This is a genomic window from Microbacterium sp. R1 (genome assembly GCF_015159725.1).
GTDB classification, from domain to species: Bacteria; Actinomycetota; Actinomycetes; order Actinomycetales; family Microbacteriaceae; genus Microbacterium; species Microbacterium oxydans.
The window spans coordinates 1,105,923-1,127,888 of sequence record NZ_JADDUD010000001.1; the positions used below are offsets into that span (position 1 = coordinate 1,105,923).

Below are 21,966 nucleotides of genomic sequence, written 5' to 3' on the forward strand. Positions count from 1 at the left end.
GAGGGACGGGCGCTCGATTGCGCGAGATGCGCAGCTTCCGGTGCGCCGATTGCCCAGTGGTGGGATTCCGTTCTAGTGTTGCGCGACACCTCACCCGATCACAGCAAGGACGCTCTGACGATGCCCCTTCCCACTCGCGCCGGACTCGACGCCGTTCCCGCTTACCGTCAGGGGCGCTCCGCTCCGGCCGGTGCGTCCAAGCTCTCCTCGAACGAGTCCCCGCACCCGCCGCTCCCGTCGGTCGTCGAGGCCGTGCGTGAGCGCCTCGACGGAATCAACCGCTATCCCGATATGAGTGCCGCCAAGCTGCGCGAGCGACTCGCCTCCCGCTACGGTGTCGACGTCTCCGAAGTCACCGTCGGTGCGGGGTCGGTGGAGATCGCGGCGCAGCTCATCCACGCGGTCGCCGGTGACGGCGACGAGGTCATCTTCGCGTGGCGGTCGTTCGAGGCGTATCCGTCGCTCGTCCGCATCGCCGGGGCGACGCCCGTCCCGGTGCCGCTCGACGCGGACCACGCTCACGACCTCGACGCGATGCTGGCGGCGATCACCCCACGCACCCGCCTGATCTTCGTCTGCAATCCGAACAACCCGACGGGCACCGTCGTGAGTGCCGACGAGTTGGAGCGTTTCGTCGCGGCGGTGCCGCACGACGTGCTCGTGGTCATCGACGAGGCCTACGTGCACTTCGACCGCACCGAGAGCAGGGGAGCCGGCATCGAGCTGTTCCGACGTCACCCGCACGTGGCCGTGCTGCACACGTTCTCCAAGGCCTACGGGCTCGCCGGGCTCCGGATCGGCTACGCCATCGCGCCGGCCGCCGTCGCCGAGAACCAGCGCAAGGTGGCGGTGCCGTTCGGCGTGACCGACCTCGCCCAGACCGCTGCCCTCGCGTCCCTCGACGCCGAGGAGGAGCTCGCGACGCGTATCGACGAGGTGGTCGCCCAGCGCGACCGCCTGCACGACGTGCTCACTGCCGCCGGATGGCCCGCCGTCCGCTCGCAGGCCAACTTCGTCTGGGTGCCATCCGGGGACCGCACACCGGAGCTCGAACGACTGCTCCAGGAGGGCGGCGTGGTCGCACGCGTCTTCCCCGGCGAGGGCGTCCGCATCTCCTCGGGCTCCGTGGAGGACATCGATCGGGTGCAAGCCGCCCTCGAGACCGAGCTCGCCGAGGTGAACGCATGACCGATGGACGCGTGACCAACGATCCCGTGACCGAGGTGCCCACCACCACGACGACCACCAAGGGTCTGCACCCGGGGCTGACGCGCCGTCAGATCTCGATGATGGGACTCGGCGGCGCGATCGGCGCCGGCCTGTTCGTCGGCTCGGGCCAGGCGATCAGCATCGCGGGGCCCGCAGTGCTGGTGTCGTACCTCGTGGCCGGCGGCATCGTCGTGCTCGTGATGGCGATGCTGGCCGAGATGGTCGCGGCGAGGCCGAGCTCCGGTGCCTTCAGCTCGTACGCGCAGAAGGCGATGGGCCGTAGCGCCGGCAGCGCGGTGGGCTGGCTGTACTGGATCCAGCTGGTCGTGGTGATCGCGGCCGAGGCGACGGGCGCCGGCGCGATCGTGGCGAACTGGACCCCCGGGATCCCGGCCTGGGTGTGGGTGCTGATCTTCGTCGTGGCGCTCACGGCCGTGAACCTGTTCGGCGTGCGCAACTACGGTCGCTTCGAGTTCTGGTTCGCGGCGATCAAGGTCGCGGCGATCATCGCCTTCCTCGTGGTCGGGGTGTGCGCGATCGTCGGCCTCATCCCGGGCGTGCCGGGTACCGGCATCTCGAACCTCGTCGACAACGGCGGGTTCGCCCCGAACGGCATCGCGGGCATCGCCGGTGCCCTGCTGATCGTGGTCTTCGCGTTCGGCGGCACCGAGGTGGTCGCCATCGCCGCCGCCGAGTCGAACGATCCCGCGCGCAACATCCGCCGCATCGTCCGCGAGGTGCTCGTGCGCATCATGGTGTTCTACGTCGGGTCGATCTTCGTGATCGTGGCGGTGCTGCCCTGGAACGATCCTGCGGTGAAGGCCGGCCCGTTCTCCGCGGTGCTCGAGACCCTGAACGTACCGGGAGTCGGTCTCGTGATGGACCTGATCGTGATCATCGCGCTGCTCTCGGCCATGAACGCCAACATCTACGGTGCCTCCCGCATGGCGTACTCGCTGGGGGAGCGGGGCCTTGCTCCGCTGGCTGCGACCCGGACGAGCCTCAAGGGCGTGCCGTTCGTCGCGGTGCTGGCCTCCGTCGCCTTCGGGTTCGTCACGGTCGGACTCAACTGGGCGTTCCCCGACGTCGTGCTGCCGGCCCTGCTCAACGTGGTCGGCTCGACGCTGCTGGTGATCTGGACCGCGACCGCGGTGGCGCAGATCATCCTCCGCCGTCGTGCGGACCGCGCAGGCGACGAGATGCCGATGCGGATGTGGGGCTTCCCCTGGCTGTCGTGGCTGTGTCTGGTGCTGCTCGCCGCGGTGATCGCCCTCGCGATGATCGATGAGGCCGCCCGCATCCAGTTGCTGCTGACACTCGGGCTCACCGCCGTGCTCCTGCTCGTCGCACGCGCGACCAGGAGCGTGGCGAGGCCCGGCGTCCCGCGGGAGTGACGATGCGCATCGATCGCCTCGACGCCCAGCTCATCCGACTGCTGACGGAGTCGCCGCAGCTGCCGATCCTGGAGTGCGCGCGGCGGCTCGGCATCGCGCGGGGAACGGCGACGAGCCGACTCGCGCGCCTGCACGAGGGCGGGGTGATCGAGGCGATCGTGCCGCGCATCGATCCGGCCGGATTCGGATACGGTGTCGTCGCCTTCTGCCTGGTCGAGATCGATCAGAAGGTCGGGCATGACGAGGTGGCGACGGCGCTGGCCGACGCCGTCCCAGAGATCGTCGACATGCACACCGTCACCGGAGCGAGCGACATGCAACTGCGACTGGTGGCGCGCGATGCCACGCAGTTGCAGGAGGTGCTCGACCGGGTCGCCCTGGTGCCGGGGGTCGCCCGCACCGCGTCGTCGATCGCGATGCGCACGCACCTCTCCGGTCGGGTGCTCCCTCTGGTCGAACACGTCGCGGCGGACGAGATGCCGTAGCGCGGTAGAGTTCGAGCATGTCGAGTCCCGAGTCAGACGAGTCGGGGGCCGTCGGTCACACCGCCGGCCCCGTGCGCCGATAGCTGCGATCCCGTAGCTGCGCCTCCCCTCCGCGGAGGCGCCTACTGGTGCATCCCCGGATGCCGGCCGTGGTGACGAGAAGCCCCTTCTTGATCTCTCACCTCGGAGTACTGCCATGCCCTCTGCTCTCTACCTGCTCGCCCTTGCCGTCTTCGTCATGGGCACGTCCGAATTCATGCTCGCGGGTCTCCTGCCCGCGATCGCCGCCGATCTCGACGTCTCCGTCGGCACCGCGGGTCTGCTCACCTCGGCCTTCGCGGTCGGCATGGTGGTCGGCGCGCCGATGATGGCGGCCTTCGCACGCCGATGGCCGCCCCGACGCACGCTGGTCGCGTGTCTCGTGCTGTTCGCCGTGTGCCATGTCGTCGGGGCGCTGACCCCGATGTTCCCGGTGCTGCTCCTCACCCGTGTGCTCGCGGCGCTCGCCAACGCGGGCTTCCTCGCGGTGGCCCTGCGCGCGGCCACTGCCATGGTTCCGGCCGATCGGAAGGGGCGGGCGCTGTCGATCCTGCTCGCCGGCACGACGGTCGCCACGGTCGCGGGAGTGCCGGCCGGCTCCCTGCTCGGTTCGGCCCTGGGGTGGAGGGCCACCTTCTGGGCTGTCGCCCTCCTGTGCGCTCCGGCGATCATCGGCGTCGTGCGCGGCGTCGCGAACTCGGTGGGCTCAGCGGAGCAGGCCGCAGCCTCACCGCGCCTCCGCGCAGAACTCCGTCAGCTGGCGACGCCGATGCTCCTGCTGCCCATGGGCATCGGTGCGCTGATCAACGGTGGCACCTTCGCGGCTTTCACCTTCCTCGCCCCCGTCGTCACCGAGGCGGCGGGTCTTGCGGAGATCTGGGTGTCGGCGGCGCTGGTGCTGTTCGGTATCGGTTCCTTCCTCGGCGTGGCGCTCGCGGGCCGGCTCTCCGACCGGCGTCCCGGGCTCGTGCTCTTCGTCGGCGGACCGCTGCTGCTGACGGGCTGGGTCGGGCTGGCGGCGTTCGCCTCCGCCCCGGCTGCGCTCCTCGCGCTCGTCTTCGTGCAGGGCGTGCTGTCCTTCGCCGTCGGGAGCACGGTGATCACCCGCGTGCTCTACGCCGCATCGGGTGCGCCCACGATGGGGGGCTCGTACGCCACGGCGGCATTGAACGTCGGCGCGGCCGTCGGTCCGGTGCTCGGTGCGGTTGCACTCAGCGCGGGGTGGGGGCTGCTCGCCCCGATCTGGGTCGCGTCAGGCCTGACAGCCGCGGCTCTCGCGATCCTGCTGCTGACGCGTCACACCCAGCCGGGCAGCCAGTTGTGCAGCAGCCAGAAGTCGTAGGGCACACTCATCCCGGTCCACAGCGGCAGGAAGAACGCCGACACCAGCACGACGAAGGCGAGGAAGATCATCACGGTGCGCTCGCCCGACTGTCGACGGTGCAGCGGATCCTCGCGCTTCCCGGCGATGATCCGCAACGTCATCGCGAGGGCGATCACCAGGAACGGCATCATGACGACCGTGTAGAACTGGAAGATCGTGCGCTCGGGGAACATGAGCCAGGGCAGGTACGTCACAGCGAGACCGACCAGGGGGATGCTCTGCTCCGGGCCCACGGGCTGCTTCGTGATCCACCCCCGCACGAGGCGGTACACCAGGTAGATCGAGGCCGCGACGCCCGCGTACCAGATGAGGGGATTCGGGATCGCCGAGATCACGCCGATGCAGTGGTCGGTGCCGCATCCCGTGGGGTCGGAGTCGACCCAGACCGCGGTGGGGCGCAGCAGGAACGGCCACTCCCATGCGGCGCTCGCATACGGGTGCCCTCGGGTGAGACCGACGTGGAAGCCGAGCATCGACTCGTGGTACTTCCACAGGGCGATCAGCGGGTTGGAGTCGCTCTGCCGGTCGTACCCTCCGGCCGTCACGAGCCATCCGGTCCAGCTGACCAGGTACACGGCGAGAGCGGGGAAGACGAGCAGCACGAACGAGACGGGACCCTGGCGGAACGCGGCGGCAGTCGGCCACAGGACCACTCCGGCGCGGCGCCGCGCCAGCGCATCGGTGATGACGACGTAGAGGCCGAAACCCGCGAGCACGTACAGGCCCGACCATTTCACGGCCGAGGCCGCCCCGAGCGCCAGCCCTGCGGCGACGAGCCAGGGGCGACGCCAGAGCACCGGCCCCCAGAACGGGTCGGGACGCTCGGGGTCTTGCCTCTCGAGCACGGGGATCGTCCGCTGCCGGTCGATGATCACGAAGAGCACGCCCAGCAGGACGAAGAAGGTCAGGATGCCGTCGAGCAGGGCGATGCGGCTCATCACGATGCTCAGACCGTCGATCGCGAGCAGCGTCCCCGCCACGCTCGCGACGACGACGGAGCCGCTGAGGCGGCGGGCGATCAGGTAGACCAGCAGCACCGATGCGGTGCCGAGTACCGCGGTGGCGAGGCGCCATCCCGCGCTGTTGTCGGGTCCGCCGATCGCCATGCCGAGCGCGATGAGCCACTTGCCGAGCGGGGGGTGCACGATGAACGCGCCCTGCTCGGACAACGGCAGCTGCTGCAGCGTGACGAACGCATCGTTGGCGTTCTCGCCCCAGGTGCCCTCGTAGCCCAGGGTCCACAGCGACCAGGCGTCTTTGACGTAGTAGGTCTCGTCGAAGGCGAGCTGGTGCGGGTGGGCGACGTTGATCAGGCGCAGGAGCGCGGCGATCGCGGTGATGACGAGCGGCGCGAGCCAGCGGATCGCGCGACCCCAGTCGGGATCCAGCAGCAGACGATCGCGGAGCTGCCCGTAGCGCGTCGACCGCTCGGGGGGAGCGGGGAGCAATGGTTCGGGCGCGGTCACCGGTCCAGCCTAGACAACGTGCCTTCTCGTTCCGCTGCATCGCGCCCGCCTAAGCTGGGCGGGTGATCATCCTCGCCGCCACTCCGATCGGAAATCTCGGCGACGCGTCTCGCCGCCTCGTGGAGGTGCTGGAGAACGCCGAGGTCGTCGTGGCCGAGGACACCCGAACCACGCAGCGACTGCTCAAGGCGCTGGAGATCGACAACAGACCTCGCCTGATCGCCCTGCACGACCACAACGAGAAGCAGAAGGCGGCCGAGCTGGCGGCGCTCGCCGCGGAGACCGACATCGTCGTGATGAGCGATGCCGGGATGCCCACCGTGAGCGATCCGGGATACGGATTGGTCGCCGAGGCCGTTGCCCAGGGCGTGACGGTGACCGCGATCCCCGGGCCGAGCGCGGTGCTGATGGCACTGGCGATCTCAGGCCTGCCCACCGATCGCTTCACGTTCGAGGGCTTCCTGCCGCGCAAGCCGGGGGAGCGGCGTTCGACTCTTCGCGCCCTGGCTGCCGAACCCCGCACCATGGTCTTCTTCGAGTCGCCCGCACGTCTGGCCGGTGCGTTGACGGACATGGGAGCCGCGTTCGGCGACGAGCGGCGCATCGCCGTGTGTCGCGAGCTCACGAAGTTCTACGAGGAGGTACGCCGCGGCACTGCGCCCGAACTCGTCGCGTGGGCGGAGGACGGCGTCAAGGGCGAGATCGTGATCGTGGTCGAAGGGGCCTCCCGCCGAGACGCCTCTCCGGAAGACGCCCTCACCCAGGTGCAGACGCTCGTCGCGGACGGCGTCCGCCTGAAGGACGCCGCCTCCGAGGTCGCCGCCCTCACCGGTCTCTCCTCCCGCGACCTCTACCAGGCGGCTCTCGCCGCTCGCTCCGGAGGAGTGTGACCGTGAGCAAGGCGGCGACCGTGTACGACGTGGCCGATCGGGCCGGCGTCTCGATCGCCACGGTCTCGCGCGTGCTGCGCTCGCCGGATGCCGTGCGTCCGGTCACGCGGGAGCGCGTGCTCGATGCGGTGACCGCCCTCGGGTACGTCCCCAGCGGCAGTGCCCGCGGACTCGCCGAACGCCGCACCGGCGTGCTCGGGCTGTACTTCCCCGGCTTCGACGCCGCGGAGGATGCCCCGCCGCTCGACGCGCTCTCCGCCGCTGAGGAACACGCGCCTCCCTTCGCGATCGTCCGCGATGAGACCGAGTCCGACGGCGGGCACACCTCGATGCTGTTCCTCGACGAGGTGCTGCGCGGCGCCGAGCTCGAAGCATGGAAGCAGGGTTTCGTACTGATGGTCGGCGTCGGCCGCGATGATCCTGACCGTTCCACGGTGCGGGACATGGCTGGTCGGGTCGACGGCCTCATGGTGCTCGCGAGCAGCGTGCCGGACGACGTTCTGGCGCGACTGGCGCGACGCATCCCCGTGGTGGTGCTCTCCGGCCCGCCGCGCGGAGATCACTACGACCACGTGACGGTGAGCAACGCCGAGGCCATGGCGGAGCTGACCCGGCACGTGCTCGGGCAGGTGGGAGACGGGCGGCTCGCCTTCCTCGCGGGACCGGCGGACTCTCCCGACGGTCTGCAGCGCTGGGACGGTTTCGCCGCCGCGGTGGCGGGGGCGGGGCGGAGCCTCGACGACGTGACGGTGCTGCGCGGCGACTTCACAAGGGCGTCTGGTCGGAGGGCGGCCGAGGAGCTTCTCGCCACGGGTACGCCGGCCGCGCTGATCTCGGCGAACGATCAGATGGCGCTCGGAGCGCTCGACGTGTTCCGCGGAGCGGACGTCCACGTACCGGACGACATGCTCGTGACGGGCTTCGACGGCATCGAGGCCGCTGCCCTGTCGCAGCCCCCGCTGACCACGATCCGTCAGCCGATGATCGACCTCGGACGCGCGGCCGTGCAGGTGCTGGCCCGCCGTCTCGAGCACGCCGAGGCGGAGCCCGTGGTGGCCCGTCTGCCGCTGCAGATCCTGCTCCGCGAGAGCTCGCAGCGCCCCGTCTGACCGGCCGGAAACGCTCGCCGCGCCGGTGTCAAGGGGTTGCGATCTCAAAATGTATGCGCTTACAATCTGGAAGGCGGCGTCGGTCGCCGGTCATGACAGAGACGACATGAGGTGGCAGATGTCAGAGGGCACAACGCCGAGAGGGCGCGTGATGCAGCGCTGGCGCAGAGCGGCGATCGTGGGCCTCGCGGCCGTGGCGGTCGCACTCAGCGGCTGCAGCATCCAGATCACATCCCAACCCGATCCCTCGATCGGTGCCGACACGATGCTGATCAATGCCGATAAGGGCAACCCGTTCTTCACGAAGAACTTCAACCCGTATCTCACCAACACGCGCACCGCGTCCCGGTGGATCTACGAGCCGCTCATCCTGATCAACCCGCTCGACGGCACGCAGAACCCCTGGCTCGCGTCCGAATGGACGCAGCCCGACGCCCGCACCATCGTCATGACGATCCGCGATGGCGTCACCTGGAGCGATGGGGAAGACCTGACGCCCGAAGACGTGGCGTTCACCTTCCAGCTGCTCAAGGACAACCCGTCCCTCGACATCAAGGGTGCGTGGCAGCACCTCGACAGTGTCGACACCTCGGGCGACGATGTGGTGCTGCACCTCAAGACCGAAGACGCCCCCTCGCTGTCGATCCTGGGCCAGACCATGATCGTCCCCGAGCACCTCTGGGCCGACGTGAAGGATCCGGGCACATACCGCAACGAGAACCCGGTCGGCACCGGTCCCTTCGTGCTCGGCAACTACAACGACCAGCAGTACTCGATGGACAAGAACCCCGACTACTGGCAGGCCGACTCGATCGAGATCGAGCACATCATCCTCCCCGCCACGAACTCCCAGCTCGACACCGTCACCCGCGGCTATGACTGGGCCTACTCCTTCATCTCCGACGTCGAGGGCACCTGGGGCGCGGCGAGCGAGCACAACAACTGGTGGTTCCCGCCGGGTGGCGTGATCGCGCTCATGCCGAACCTGGAGGTGGCTCCCTTCGACGACGTGAACGTGCGCCGGGGCATCGCTCTCTCGCTCGACCGCGACGAGATCGCCGAGACGGCATCGGAGGGCTACATGAAGCCTGCCGGTCAGACCGGACTCATCCTGCCCAACCAGCAGCAGTACCTCGACCCGAGCATCCCCGACCAGGGCATGATCACGCAGGACAGGGACGCAGCGCTCGCCGCCTTCGCCGAGGCGGGGTACACACTCGACGGCGACCGGCTCATCGGGGCCGACGGCCAGCAGCTCGAGTTCGCCCTGACCACCGCGAACGGCTACTCCGACTGGACGCGCGCGGCGCAGACCGTGCAGAGCCAGCTCGCCGCGGTCGGCGTGAAGGTCACCCTCAAGCTCCCGCAGCCCGCGGGCTATCAGAGCGCGATCAGCAACGGCGACTTCGAGATGGCCATCGGCGGCATGGGGAACGGCGACATCTACCAGGCGTACAACAACCTGCTCTCCAGCGAGTTCTATGTGCCGTCCGGCGAGGCCACGGCGAACAACTTCGAGCGCTACAAGTCACCCGAGGTCGATGAGCTGCTGGCCGAGTACCGCGAGACCGTCGACACCGCTCGCCAGACCGAGATCGTCAAGGAGCTGCAGCGCATCGTCTACGACGAGATGCCCGTGATCGGCCTCTACTACGGCGGCATCTGGGGCCTGTTCAGCGATGCCAAGTTCACCGGCTGGCCGAGTGAGGAAGACCCGTACATGATCCCGCAGAACTACGACTCCGCGCCGCTGGGTATCTTCACCCGGCTGGAGCGAGTGCAGGAGGACGACAAGTGAAGTACGTGCTCCAGAAGTTCGGCCTGTTCGTGCTCACCCTGTGGGCCGCGGTCACCCTGAACTTCTTCCTGCCGCGAATGATGCCGGGCTCCCCGGCGGATGCCGCCATCGCCAAGCTGTCCCAGAACGGGCCGGTGTCGGATGCGACGCGTGCCGCCATCGAGGCGCAGCTGGGTGTTCCGACCGGGTCGCTGTGGGATCAGTACATCGCCTACCTCGGTCAGGTCGTGCGGCTCGACTTCGGCGTTTCGTACACGTTCTACCCGCAGTCGGTGTCGAGCATGGTCTCCACGGCCTTCCCCTACACGATCGGGCTGGTCGGCATCGTCACCGTGCTCGCGTTCGTGATCGGCACGCTCATCGGAGTGATGGCCGCCTGGCGCCGAGGGACGTGGCTCGATTCGCTGCCCACGCTGACCGGATCGTTCCTGAGCACGTTCCCCTACTTCTGGACGGCGCTGCTGCTGCTCTTCTTCTTCGGGTACGTGCTGCACTGGTTCCCGACGACCGGCGCCTACTCCGCGACGACGACCCCTGGCTTCACGTGGGAGTTCCTCGGTGATCTGATCAGTCATGCGTTCCTTCCGGCGCTGACGATCCTGCTCACCTCGCTGGGCGGCTGGATCATCGGGATGCGCAACGCCATGATCAACACCCTCGGCGAGGACTACATCACCTTCGGTGAGGCGAACGGTCTGCGGGGGCACACGATCGCCCTCCGGTACGCGGCCCGCAACGCGATCCTGCCGAACCTCACGGGCTTCGGGCTCACGCTCGGCGGCGTGGTGGGCGGATCGATCCTCGTCGAGCAGGTCTTCGGCTATCCCGGCATCGGATACCTGCTGTTCAACGCCGTGATCGGGCAGGACTACCCGCTCATGCAGGCGCTCTTCCTGATGATCACCGTGAGCGTGCTCATCGCCAACTTCCTCGTAGACATCCTCTACGGGGTTCTCGACCCGAGGACTCGCCGATGACCTCCACCATGAACGTCAAGATCCCCGCCGAGCGCATCGCCGCGCCCAGCCCGTGGCGCGCCTTCGGACGCATGGTCGCCACGCTCTGGAGCAACGGCAAGGCGCGGCTCGGGCTGTGCATCCTCGCCTTCTTCGTGCTGGTGGCGGTGTTCGCCCCTCTCCTGGCCCCGTACGGCGCGAAGGACAACGGCTTCGAGCGCAACGCCGATGCGTCCTGGGCGCACTGGCTCGGCACGACCGCTGCCGGGGAGGACGTGCTCAGCCAGCTCATCTACGGCGCACAGGTCAGCCTCCTGGTCGGCTTCGCCGCCGGAATCCTGTCCACGATCGTGGCCGTGCTCATCGGCCTCAGCTGGGGGTACATGCGAGGGTTCCTCGGCGAGGTGATCGGCTTCATCGTCAACCTCTTCCTCGTGATCCCCGGCCTGCCGCTCATGATCGTGATCGCCGCCTACCTGCAGAACGGCGGCATCCTGATGATCATCGCGGTGATCGTCGTGACCGGTTGGGCGTGGGGTGCGCGTGTGCTCCGCAGCCAGACGCAGTCGCTGCGGGGGAACGATTTCGTCACCTCGGCGCAGTTCTCGGGCGACAGCAGGACGCGCATCGTGTTCCGCGAGATCCTGCCGAACATGACCTCGATCATCGCGGGCACCCTCTTCGGTGCGGCGACTGCGGCGATCCTGGCGGAGGCGGGGCTGGAGTTCCTCGGCCTCGGCGACTCCAGCATCGTCAGTTGGGGCACCATGCTCTACTGGGCGCAGAACTCCAACTCGCTGCTCACCGGACAGTGGCTGCTGCTGTTCGCCCCCGGTCTGTGCATCGCCCTGCTGGCGCTCAGTCTGACACTGATCAACTTCGGCGTGGACGGCATCTCCAATCCGCGCCTGCGAGAGGGGAAGGGGCGATGACCGCCATGACGGAGAACATCGACATGCGCGAGAACGACATCCTGCTGGACGTGCAGAACCTCTCGGTGGAGTACGCCTCGCCGGGGACGACGCCGGTCACCGCGGTCGAGGACGTCTCGTTCTCCCTCCGCCGTGGGGAGTTCGTCGGACTGGTCGGCGAATCCGGCTCAGGGAAGTCCACGCTCGGCTTCGCCCTCACGCGACTGCAGAAGCCGCCGGCACGGATCAGCGCAGGACGCATCCTGTTCGGAGGACGTGACATCCGGGAGCTCGACGCCGAGGAGCTGCGCCGTCAGCGTCAGGGCGGGTTCGCGATGGTGCTGCAGTCGGGCATGAACGCGCTCAACCCGGTGCGCACGATCGGCAACCACTTCCGCGACATCTTCGCTGCGCACGGCCACGTGCCGAAGGACGCGCGCGAGGCGAGGGCTCAGGAGCTCGTGGGCAAGGTGGGCCTCGATCCCTCGGTGCTCGCACGCTTCCCCGGCGAGCTCTCCGGCGGCATGCGCCAGCGCGCCTCGATCGCCCTCGCCCTGTCGCTCGAACCGCAGCTGATGGTGTTCGACGAGCCCACCACCGCGCTCGACGTGCTGGTGCAGCATGCCGTGATGGACACGATCAAGGACCTGCAGCGGGCCGAGGGCTTCACCGCGATCCTGATCAGCCACGATCTCGGCATCGTGCTGGAGGCGACGGACCGGGTGATGGTGATGCACGAGGGACACATCGTCGAGGACGCCAGGAGCATCGACATCCTGGAACGCCCGAAGGACGAGTACACGCGGATGCTGCTGAGCCACTACGCCGACCCCCGGGCCGAGAAGATCGAGATCCCCGGATTCCTCGACGCGGGCACCCGGCGTCGTGAGGGACGTTCGCGCACCGACGTCACCGAGACCCTGCCGACCGTGTCGTCGCGCGACACCCGTCGGGCGGATGCGGCGATCGTGGTCGAGGGCGTCTCGAAGCACTACCCGGCACCGCGTCGCGGACAGAGCGCCGTCACCGCGGTCGACGACGTGTCGTTCCGGCTGGAACCGGGGGAGTCCCTCGCCCTGGTCGGCGCATCGGGTTCGGGCAAGTCGACCATCGCCAAGATGCTCACCGGCGTCGAGAAGCCCACCTCCGGCACCGTCCGCTTCGGGGACACCGACGTGGCGACGCTCAAGCGCCGCGGTCTGCGCGATCTGCGCAAGGACGTGCAGATGGTGTTCCAGGATCCGTACGCGGCGCTCAACCCGCTGCACACGGTCGAGTACGCCCTGACCCGGCCGGTCGTGAACTACACGAAGCTGCGCGGTCCGGAGGCCAGAGCCCGGGTGTTCGAGCTGCTCGAGACCGTCGGCCTGACTCCCGTCGAGCAGTTCGCGGCCAAGCTGCCGCACCAGCTCTCCGGAGGACAGCGACAGCGCGTGGTGATCGCCAGGGCGCTCGCGAGCGACCCGCAGGTGCTGATCGCCGACGAACCGGTCTCGATGCTCGACGTATCGCTCCGCGCCGGAGTGCTGGCGCTGCTGGAGGACCTGCGCGAGCGGTGGGGCATCAGCATGCTCTACATCACGCACGACCTGCTGAGCGCGCGTCTCGTCACCGAGAACATCCTCGTGCTCAACAGCGGCCGAGTGGTCGAACGCGGTGAGACCTCGCAGGTGCTGCAGCATCCGGAGGACCCGTACACGGTCGAACTGCTCGACGCCGTGCCGAACCCCGCCCGCGCCCGCTGACGCGCGGACGACGCCTGCAAGAAAGAGAGAGGAGCGCATCCGTGCTCACATTCCCCGACGGCTTCCTCTGGGGTGCCGCGACAGCGGCCCACCAGGTGGAGGGCAACAACACCACGAGCAACTGGTGGGCGATGGAGCATGCTCCCGACTCGCCCATGGTGGAGCCCTCCGGTGACGCTGCCGACCACTTCCACCGCTACCCGGAGGACATGCGGCTGCTCGCCGAGGCGGGGCTGAACTCCTATCGCTTCTCGGTCGAGTGGGCGCGGATCGAGCCGGAGCGCGGGTTCATCTCGCGGGCGATGCTCGACCACTACCGCCGCATGATCGACACGGCGCGTGAGAACGGACTGGACCCCACCGTCACGCTCATGCACTTCACGGTGCCGCAGTGGTTCCAGAAGGACGGCTTCTGGCGCGCGGACGACGCGGTGGATCTGTTCTCCCGCTACGTCGAGACCGTGCTGCCGATCCTCGACGGCGTCGACTACGTGTGCACGATCAACGAGCCGAACATCGCCGCGATGCTGGCCGGGGGAGAGGACGCCGCGAACCTCGTCGCCTACGGCCTCCCGAACCCCGACCTCGCCGTGGCCGACACCCTGCTGGACGCGCACCACCGCGCGTCCGAGATCCTGCATTCGGTGCCGGGAGTCAAAGCCGGATGGACCATCGCCACGCAGGCGTTCCACTCCACCGGAGAACCGGGAGCGGACGAGATGCTCGCCACGTACGGCGACCCGCGCGACCACTGGTACCTGGAGCAGTCGGCCGGAGACGACTTCGTCGGCGTGCAGGCATACACCCGCACCTTCATCGGCCCGGAAGGTCCGCGTCCGGTGTCGGACGACGTCGAGACGACGCTCACAGGCTGGGAGTTCTTCCCCGATGCGCTCGAACTGGGCGTGCGCAGCGCGTGGGAGCGCAGCGGTGGGGTACCGATCCTCGTGACGGAGAACGGCATCGCGACCGCCGACGACACCCGACGCGTCGCCTACACGCAGGGAGCGCTGGAAGGCCTGCACCGCGCGATCGCCGACGGCGTCGATGTGCGTGCCTATCAGCACTGGAGCGCGCTCGACAACTACGAGTGGGCCAGCGGCTTCCGGCCCACGTTCGGGCTGATCGGCTTCGACCACGAGACCTTCGAGCGGTTCCCGAAGCCCTCCCTCGCCTGGTTGGGAGAGGTCGCGCGGCGCAACGGGCTCTGAGCGGGGTTACCCTCGGGTCATGACGAACGCGCAGCACGCGACGAGGGACGACACGCTCCGCTCGGCTGCGGCCGGACTGAGCGCGTCGTTCCTCGCCGTCGGGCTGGCAGAGCTCGTCGCCGCTGTGGTCGAGCCGAGTGCGAGCCCGTTCGCGGTGATCGGGAGCGGACTCATCGACCTCGCACCGAGCTGGGCGAAGGACACCGCGATCGCGCTCTTCGGCACCGGCGACAAGGTGGCGCTGATCGTGGGCATCGCCCTGGTGCTCGTGGTCGTCGCCGCGCTCGCCGGCATCCTGGAGCGGCGACGGTCCGGTATCGGAGCGGTCATCCTCGGCGCACTCGGTGTGCTCGCGGTCGTGGCCGCGATGATCCGTCCGGGCGCTGGACCGTTCGCCTGGCTCCCGGGTCTCGTCGCCGGACTCGTCGCGGTGATAATGCTGCGTCTCCTCGTCGCTCGACTGCGTCCGGTCGCGGGCCTTGCCCCCGACGGTGAAGACCGCAGGCGGTTCCTGATGTGGACCGCCGGAGTCGCCGCAGCGGGTGCCATCGCCCTCATCGTCGGTAATGTCGCGCGCGGAGCGAGCCGATCGATCGAGGCGGTCCGCGATGCCCTGCGGCTTCCGAAGGCAGCGGAGACCGCGGCCGCGGTTCCTGCCGGCGCGGAGCTCGACATCCCCGGTCTCGCCACGGTCGTGACCCCGAACGCGGAGTTCTACCGCATCGACACGGCACTGATCGTCCCTCAGGTCGACCCCGCCGACTGGTCGCTGCGCATCCACGGCATGGTCGATCGCGAGGTGCGCATCACCTGGGATGAACTGCTCGCCATGCCGCTGCAGGAGGCGGACGTGACGCTCGCCTGCGTGTCGAACGAGGTGGGCGGATCGCTCATCGGCAACGCGCGCTGGCTGGGGCTGCCGATCCGCGAGCTGCTCGCGCGTGCGGGCGTCGACGCGGAAGCGGACATGGTGCTCTCCACCTCGGCAGACGGCTTCACGGCGTCGACGCCGCTCGAGGCGCTCACCGACGATCGGGACGCTCTGCTCGCGATCGGCATGAACGGCGAGCCGCTGCCGATCGAACACGGCTTCCCGGTGCGGATGGTGGTGCCGGGGCTGTACGGCTACGTGTCGGCCACGAAGTGGGTCACGCAGCTGGAGGTCACGAGGTTCGACCGCGCCACGGCGTACTGGACGAGCCGCGGCTGGTCCGACCGCGGGCCCATCAAGCTGCAGTCGCGCATCGACGTCCCGCGCCGCGGACAGTCGATCCCGGCCGGGGACGCGGTGATCGCGGGAATGGCGTGGCAGCAGCATGTCGGGGTCGCCGGGGTGGAGGTGCGCATCGACGAAGGGCCATGGCGCAGGGCGGATCTCGCCACCGCGATCTCCGCCGACACGTGGGTGCAGTGGAGCCTCGACTGGACCGCCGAGAGCGGTTCGCACACCATCGAATGCCGGGCGCTGAGCGCCGACGGCGAGACGCAGACCTCGGATCCGGCCGCCCCCGCACCCGACGGTGCGCAGGGATGGCACCGCATCGACGTCTCCGTCGCCTGAGCGCGAAACCACCTCTCGTGCGGCACCTAGAATTGCTCCATGCCCGCAGGCGATTCCTTCTACATCACCACGCCCATCTACTACCCCTCCGACGTGCCGCACATCGGTCACGGGTACACGTCGGTGGCCGTCGACACCCTCGCACGGTGGCACCGCCAGGCGGGCGATGACACCTGGATGCTGACGGGCACCGACGAGCACGGTCAGAAGATGCTGCGCGCCGCCGCGGCGAACGGGGTCACTCCGCAGGAGTGGGTCGACAAGCTCGTCAGCGAGAGCTGGTTCCCGCTGTTGGAGACCCTCGACGTCGCGAACGACGACTTCATCCGCACCACGCAGGAGCGGCATGAGACGAACGTGCAGACGTTCTTCCAGCGCCTGTACGACCGCGGCTACATCTACGCGGGCGAGTACGAGGCGCTCTACTGTGTGGGCTGCGAGGAGTTCAAGCCGGAGTCGGAGATCGTCGACGGCACCGGACCCTTCGAGGGCCTGAAGGTCTGCGCCATCCACTCGAAGCCGCTGGAGCTGCTGCAGGAGAAGAACTACTTCTTCAAGCTCAGCGAGTTCCAGGACCGGCTGCTCGAGCTGTACAAGACCCAGCCCGACTTCGTGCGCCCCGACTCGGCGCGCAACGAGGTCGTGTCGTTCGTGAGCCAGGGCCTCAAGGACCTCTCGATCTCCCGCTCGACCTTCGACTGGGGAATCCCGCTGCCGTGGGACGAGTCGCACGTCATCTACGTGTGGGTCGACGCGCTGCTCAACTACGCCACGGCCGTCGGGTACGGCTCCGACGAGGAGACCTTCGCGCGCCGCTGGCCGGCGTACCACGTGGTCGGCAAGGACATCCTGCGCTTCCACGCCGTGATCTGGCCCGCGCTGCTGATGGCGGCGGGACTCGACGTGCCGAAGGGCGTCTTCGCGCACGGCTGGCTGCTGGTCGGCGGCGAGAAGATGTCGAAGTCGAAGCTCACCGGCATCGCGCCGACCGAGATCACCGATGTCTTCGGCTCCGACGCGTACCGCTTCTACTTCCTCTCAGCGATCGCCTTCGGCCAGGACGGCTCGTTCTCGTGGGAGGACCTGTCCGCTCGCTACCAGGCCGAGCTCGCGAACGGCTTCGGCAACCTCGCCTCGCGCACGACCGCGATGATCGAGAAGTACTTCGAGGGTGTCGTGCCGCCGGCGGCCGAATACACCGAGAAGGACCTCGCGATCCAGAAGATCGTGGCGGATGCCGCGTCGAACGCGGATGCGGCCATCGCGAACTTCCGCATCGACGAGGCGATCTCGGCGATCTGGACCATCGTGGACGCGCTCAACGGGTACATCACCGCGAACGAGCCGTGGGTGCTGGCCAAGCAGGCGAACAGCGGCGACGAGGAACAGCGCGAGCGTCTCGCCACCGTGCTCTACACCTGTGCCGAGGGGCTGCGTGCGCTCGCCGTGCTGCTCTCGCCGGTGATGCCGCAGTCGACGGAGAAGCTGTGGATCGCCCTCGGCGCCGCCGAGACCCTGGGCCGTCTGCAGGACCAGCCGATCCGCGAGGCCGGAGCCTGGGGCGTGCTGCGCCCCGGCACCAGCGTCAACGGCCTGGCGCCGCTGTTCCCGCGGGTGGAGTCCGCGGCCTGAGCGATGTCGGGTACGTATGTGCAGCGCCGTGACGGTGACGGACGCAAGGATCTGAGGTATCCCGCCGCGCCCGAGCCGCTGGCCGTTCCGGTGTACGACAACCACGCGCACCTGGAGATCGTCGACGGCGACGAGCCGCTGAGCCTCACCGAGCAGCTCGACCGCGCGGCGGCCGTTGGCATCGCCGGCGTCGTGCAGGCCTCGGGCGACATCGAGTCGTCCCGGTGGGCGGTTGAGGCCGCGGAGTCGGATCCCCGCGTCCTGGCCGCCGTCGCCATCCACCCGAACGATGCCCCGACGTACGCGGAAGAGGGCCTGCGGGGTGGCGTGGGCCTTCACGAGGCCATCGAGGTGATCGACGAGCTCGCCGCGCACCCCCGCACCAGGGCGATCGGCGAGACGGGGCTCGACTTCTTCCGCACAGAGCCCGAGCGCCGCGCGCCGCAGTTCGCCTCGTTCGAGGCGCACATCGCGCTCGCGAAGAAGCACGGCATCGCGATGCAGATCCACGACCGCGACGCGCATGAGGCCGTGCTCGAGACGCTCTCCCGTGTCGGCGCCCCGGAACGCACGGTGTTCCACTGCTTCTCGGGCGACGACGCGATGGCCCGCCTCTGCGCGGACGCCGGTTACCACCTGTCGTTCGCCGGCAACGTGACGTTCAAGAACGCGCAGAACCTGCGGGATGCGCTGAAGGTGACGCCGCTCGATCGCATCCTCGTCGAGACGGATGCCCCGTTCCTCACTCCCGTGCCGCTGCGGGGCCGCCCGAACGCGCCTTACCTCGTGCCGATCACCGTGCGTTTCATGGCCGCCGAGCTCGACATCGAGGTCGACGAGCTGTGCGCCCAGTTGGCCGAGAACACCCTGCGGGTCTACGGCTCGTTCGCCGACTGAGTTTCGGGTTCCACGTCTTCGGGCCCGGTCTCGGCGACGGGCTTCGCGCTCACGATCTGCGAGATCGGCTTCCACACCAGCAGCAGGGTGAGGGCCGCCCCGACGAAGGCGAACCACCAGGGCGCGGTGAGTCCCCACACCTGGGCGATCACGCCGCCGAGCGCCTGCCCGACGACCATGCCGCCGAACACCCCGACCATGTTCACGGAGGCCACCCGGCCCTGCAGCTCGGCGGGCACCAGACGCTGTCGCACGGTCGTGGAGATCGTGCCCCAGACGAACGCGTACGCCCCGAAGAAGAACATGATGATCAGCGCGACCCATCCGACGGTGGTGAGGGCGAACGCCAGGTGCATGAGCACCTCGAGCGACAGCACGACACGCATCAGGGTGGCGAAGGAGACGTGTCGCTCCAACCAGCCGAAGCTGAGCGTCGCGAGGATGCCACCGGCCGCGGACGCGGTCGTGAGGGCGCCGTAGCCCACCGCGCCCATCTGCAGGTGCTCCGTCGCGTAGAGCACGAGCACACCCCAGGGCGCCGCCCAGGTGATGTTGAACACCAGGATGATGAGCACCAGCATGCGCACGGGCGGGTTGCGCCACAGCCAGCGGAGCCCCTCGGCGATGTCGGTGTGCACCGGCGTGTGCTCGTCGGTCGCGCGCGGCGGCACCGGGGTGCGAGCCATGCGGGAGATGAGCACGACCGCGAGGCTGACGCACACGACTTCGAGCAGGAACGGCCAGGCGGTGCCGGCGGCGAACAGGAAGGCGCCCAGCGGCGGACCGGCGAACTGGTTCGCCACCAGGTATCCGGCCTGCAGGCGTGCATTGCCGATGCCGAGGTCGGCGGGCTTCACCAGCATCGGCAGCAGCGTGCTGCCCGCCGTGTCGACGAAGACCTCGGCGGTGCCGTAGAGGAAGGCCACAGCGAGCACGATCCAGATGTTCGCGACGCCGGTGATCAGGAAGACGCACAGTGCGAGGAGCACGACAGCCCTGGCGGCGTTCGCGAACATGACCAGGCGGCGTCGGTCGAAGCGGTCGGCGATCGCTCCCGCATGCAGGCCGAACAGGAGCCAGGGGAGGAACTGCAGGATCGCGCCGGCCGCCACCAGGATCGGCGACGAGGTCATCGATGCGATCAGCAGGGGAGCGGCCGCGAGCGCGACGCCGTCACCGACGTTGCTCGTCCACGACGACGCGAGCAACCATCGGAAATCGCGGCCCATGCGACGGGGCGCGACGAGTTCTCCGAGGGAAGGCACCAGAGAAGACTACTGAGGAGGGGGGACATCGGAGTGTGGGGGAGAATGGGGGGATGACCGTCACCTTGCTCGGCGCCTCCGAGATCCGCCGCCTCGCCGCCGAGCTCGACGTCACCCCGACGAAGAAGCTCGGCCAGAACTTCGTCACCGATGCGAACACCGTCCGCAAGATCGTGCAGGCGGCCCGCGTGCAGCCGCACGAACGCGTGGTCGAGGTCGGTCCGGGGCTCGGCTCCCTGACGCTGGCGATCCTCGAGACCGGCGCCTCCGTCACGGCCGTCGAGATCGACCACCGACTCGCGGCCCGGCTCGCGCAGACGGCCGCCGAGCACGGTGTCGAGGCCGACCGCCTCACGGTCGTCGATGCGGATGCGCTGCGCATCACGGAACTCCCGGGCGAGCCCACCGTGCTGGTCGCCAACCTCCCCTACAACGTCTCGGTGCCGGTGCTGCTGCACTTCCTGGAGAACTTCGCGTATCTCCAGCGCGGCGTGGTGATGGTCCAGGCCGAGGTCGCCGAACGGCTGGCCGCGAAGCCGGGCTCGAAGATCTATGGCTCGCCCAGCGTCAAGGCCGCCTGGTACGGCGAGTGGAAGCTCTCCGGAAACGTCTCCCGCCAGGTGTTCTGGCCGGTGCCGAACGTCGACAGCCTGCTCGTCGGCTTCGACCGGTCCGAGGGTGAGCGCGGCACGGAGGAGGAGCGCCGTCGCACGTTCCAGATCGTCGATGCGGCCTTCAACCAGCGCCGCAAGATGCTGCGTCAGGCACTGTCCGGGATCTTCGGCAGCTCGGCTGCCGCCTCGGAGGTGCTGACCGCCGCCGGTGTCGCACCGACGGCTCGGGGCGAGGACCTCACGGTCGAGGAGTACCAGCGCATCGCGCAGCACGCTCCCGCGCTGGACGTGCTCTCCGACGATGTCGCTTCCACCCAGTAATCTGGCACCGTGACCGACTCCCCCCGCTTCCGTCCCGATGTCCCCGAGCTGCACCGTCCGTATGCCGCGGACGAGAGCCGCTACCAGCAGTTCGCCTACCGTCAGGTCGGCACGTCCGGCCTGTACCTGCCCCCGATCTCGCTCGGGCTGTGGTGGAACTTCGGCGACAACATCCCGCTCGACAACCAGCGCGCACTGCTGCGCCACGCGTTCGACCGGGGCATCACCCACTTCGACCTGGCGAACAACTACGGCCCGCCCTACGGCTCCGCCGAGAAGAACTTCGGCCGCATCTTCGCCGAAGACCTCCGCCCCTACCGCGACGAGCTGATCATCTCGTCGAAGGCCGGCTGGGACATGTGGCCCGGCCCGTACGGCGACTTCGCGAGCCGCAAGTACATCCTCGCGAGCGCCGAGCAGTCGCTGACGCGGATGGGCCTCGACTACGTCGACATCTTCTACTCCCACCGTGTCGACCCGGTCACCCCGATCGCCGAGACGGTCGGCGCGCTCGACACGCTCGTGCGCCAGGGCAAGGCCCTGTACGTCGGTATCTCCTCCTACAGTGCGGAGCGTACGGCCGAGGCCGTGGCCGTCGCCAAGGAGCTCGGCACCCCGCTCGTCATCCACCAGCCCGCGTACTCGATCCTGAACCGCTGGGTCGAAGACGGACTGACCGACACCCTGGAGCAGTCGGGCCTCGGCGCGATCGCGTTCACCCCGCTGGCTCAGGGCCTGCTCACCGACAAGTACCTCGGAGACGGCACGGCCGAGCGTGCGCAGAAGCGCGGCTCGCTGCCGGAGGGCCGGCTCACGGACGAGGCCGTGCAGACCCTGCGTTCGCTGAACGAGGTCGCTCAGGGGCGCGGCCAGTCGCTCGCGCAGCTCGCACTGCAGTGGACCTTGCGCAGCCCCGTCGTCGCCTCGGCGCTGATCGGCGCCTCGCGTCCTGAGCAGCTGGATGAGAACATCGCGGCCGTGAACGGTCCCGACTTCACGACCGAGGAGCTCGCCCGCATCGACGAGCTCGCCGGCGCCATCGACGTCAACCTGTGGGCGAAGTCCTCGGAGCTGTGACC

18 protein-coding genes are annotated in these 21,966 nt (G+C 68.9%); 16 read left to right on the top strand and 2 right to left on the bottom strand.

Going from position 1 to position 21,966, the window contains the following annotated elements; genetic code table 11:
* Positions 1 to 120 precede the first annotated feature (120 nt).
* From hisC to ILP86_RS05650, 4 genes are all read left to right on the top strand, one after another.
* Positions 121 to 1,188 (top strand): histidinol-phosphate transaminase, encoded by a 1,068-nt coding sequence (gene hisC / locus ILP86_RS05635; protein WP_141369048.1) that lies wholly within the window; start codon positions 121 to 123, stop codon positions 1,186 to 1,188.
* A complete protein-coding gene (locus tag ILP86_RS05640; RefSeq protein WP_046749732.1) occupies positions 1,185 to 2,603 on the top strand; it encodes an amino acid permease in 1,419 nt (472 codons plus the stop codon). The genes hisC and ILP86_RS05640 overlap by 4 nt, the downstream gene beginning before the upstream one ends.
* A 2-nt stretch (positions 2,604 to 2,605) precedes the next feature.
* Positions 2,606 to 3,088: an Lrp/AsnC family transcriptional regulator gene (locus tag ILP86_RS05645; protein ID WP_046749731.1), complete on the top strand. Its 483-nt coding sequence runs from the start codon at positions 2,606 to 2,608 to the stop codon at positions 3,086 to 3,088.
* A 196-nt stretch (positions 3,089 to 3,284) separates the two neighbouring features.
* Positions 3,285 to 4,469, top strand: a complete 1,185-nt coding sequence (locus ILP86_RS05650) for a Cmx/CmrA family chloramphenicol efflux MFS transporter (protein WP_179515875.1) — start codon at positions 3,285 to 3,287, stop codon at positions 4,467 to 4,469.
* Here ILP86_RS05650 and ILP86_RS05655 read toward each other — a convergent pair.
* A complete protein-coding gene (locus ILP86_RS05655) occupies positions 4,424 to 5,977 on the bottom strand; it encodes a dolichyl-phosphate-mannose--protein mannosyltransferase (protein WP_193761564.1) in 1,554 nt (517 codons plus the stop codon). The two genes, ILP86_RS05650 and ILP86_RS05655, sit on opposite strands and share 46 nt — an antisense overlap.
* 62 nt (positions 5,978 to 6,039) lie before the next feature.
* Here ILP86_RS05655 and rsmI point away from each other — a divergent pair, with 62 nt between their 5' ends.
* The 10 genes from rsmI (at position 6,040) to ILP86_RS05705 (ending at position 18,687) form a co-directional block, all read left to right on the top strand.
* Positions 6,040 to 6,867 carry a 16S rRNA (cytidine(1402)-2'-O)-methyltransferase gene (gene rsmI, locus ILP86_RS05660; RefSeq protein ID WP_127012466.1) on the top strand — a complete coding sequence of 276 codons (828 nt, stop codon included), beginning with the start codon at positions 6,040 to 6,042 and terminating at the stop codon, positions 6,865 to 6,867.
* Positions 6,868 to 6,869: 2 nt separating this feature from the next.
* Positions 6,870 to 7,976: a LacI family DNA-binding transcriptional regulator gene (locus ILP86_RS19900; RefSeq protein ID WP_061015092.1), complete on the top strand. Its 1,107-nt coding sequence runs from the start codon at positions 6,870 to 6,872 to the stop codon at positions 7,974 to 7,976.
* A gap of 118 nt (positions 7,977 to 8,094) precedes the next feature.
* Entirely contained in the window at positions 8,095 to 9,774 is a 1,680-nt protein-coding gene (locus ILP86_RS05670; RefSeq protein WP_046749727.1) for an ABC transporter substrate-binding protein, read from the top strand.
* On the top strand, positions 9,771 to 10,751 hold the full coding sequence (locus ILP86_RS05675) for an ABC transporter permease (RefSeq protein WP_046749726.1): 981 nt from the start codon (positions 9,771 to 9,773) through the stop codon (positions 10,749 to 10,751). Before ILP86_RS05670 ends, ILP86_RS05675 begins: the two co-directional genes overlap by 4 nt.
* Positions 10,748 to 11,662 (top strand): ABC transporter permease, encoded by a 915-nt coding sequence (locus tag ILP86_RS05680; RefSeq protein WP_046749725.1) that lies wholly within the window; start codon positions 10,748 to 10,750, stop codon positions 11,660 to 11,662. Before ILP86_RS05675 ends, ILP86_RS05680 begins: the two co-directional genes overlap by 4 nt.
* The gene (locus tag ILP86_RS05685; protein ID WP_058632395.1) at positions 11,659 to 13,386 is read left to right on the top strand and encodes an ABC transporter ATP-binding protein; all 1,728 of its coding nucleotides are present in this window, start codon (positions 11,659 to 11,661) and stop codon (positions 13,384 to 13,386) included. The genes ILP86_RS05680 and ILP86_RS05685 overlap by 4 nt, the downstream gene beginning before the upstream one ends.
* A gap of 41 nt (positions 13,387 to 13,427) precedes the next feature.
* Positions 13,428 to 14,597, top strand: a complete 1,170-nt coding sequence (locus ILP86_RS05690) for a glycoside hydrolase family 1 protein (protein WP_046749724.1) — start codon at positions 13,428 to 13,430, stop codon at positions 14,595 to 14,597.
* A 19-nt stretch (positions 14,598 to 14,616) separates the two neighbouring features.
* On the top strand, positions 14,617 to 16,158 hold the full coding sequence (locus ILP86_RS05695; RefSeq protein ID WP_193761565.1) for a molybdopterin-dependent oxidoreductase: 1,542 nt from the start codon (positions 14,617 to 14,619) through the stop codon (positions 16,156 to 16,158).
* Positions 16,159 to 16,197: 39 nt separating this feature from the next.
* Complete coding sequence (gene metG / locus ILP86_RS05700) at positions 16,198 to 17,790, top strand: methionine--tRNA ligase (protein ID WP_193761566.1); 1,593 nt, start codon at positions 16,198 to 16,200, stop codon at positions 17,788 to 17,790.
* 3 nt (positions 17,791 to 17,793) lie between these two features.
* Positions 17,794 to 18,687, top strand: coding sequence for a TatD family hydrolase (locus ILP86_RS05705; protein ID WP_193761567.1), 894 nt, complete (start codon positions 17,794 to 17,796; stop codon positions 18,685 to 18,687).
* Here ILP86_RS05705 and ILP86_RS05710 read toward each other — a convergent pair.
* Positions 18,666 to 19,952 carry an MFS transporter gene (locus ILP86_RS05710; RefSeq protein ID WP_242868666.1) on the bottom strand — a complete coding sequence of 429 codons (1,287 nt, stop codon included), beginning with the start codon at positions 19,950 to 19,952 and terminating at the stop codon, positions 18,666 to 18,668. The genes ILP86_RS05705 and ILP86_RS05710 overlap by 22 nt on opposite strands.
* Positions 19,953 to 20,005: 53 nt before the next feature.
* Here ILP86_RS05710 and rsmA point away from each other — a divergent pair, with 53 nt between their 5' ends.
* Both rsmA and mgrA read left to right on the top strand, forming a co-directional pair.
* Positions 20,006 to 20,887, top strand: a complete 882-nt coding sequence (rsmA, locus tag ILP86_RS05715; RefSeq protein ID WP_193761568.1) for a 16S rRNA (adenine(1518)-N(6)/adenine(1519)-N(6))-dimethyltransferase RsmA — start codon at positions 20,006 to 20,008, stop codon at positions 20,885 to 20,887.
* 9 nt (positions 20,888 to 20,896) lie between these two features.
* Positions 20,897 to 21,964 (top strand): L-glyceraldehyde 3-phosphate reductase, encoded by a 1,068-nt coding sequence (gene mgrA, locus ILP86_RS05720; protein WP_058632402.1) that lies wholly within the window; start codon positions 20,897 to 20,899, stop codon positions 21,962 to 21,964.
* Positions 21,965 to 21,966 lie beyond the last annotated feature (2 nt).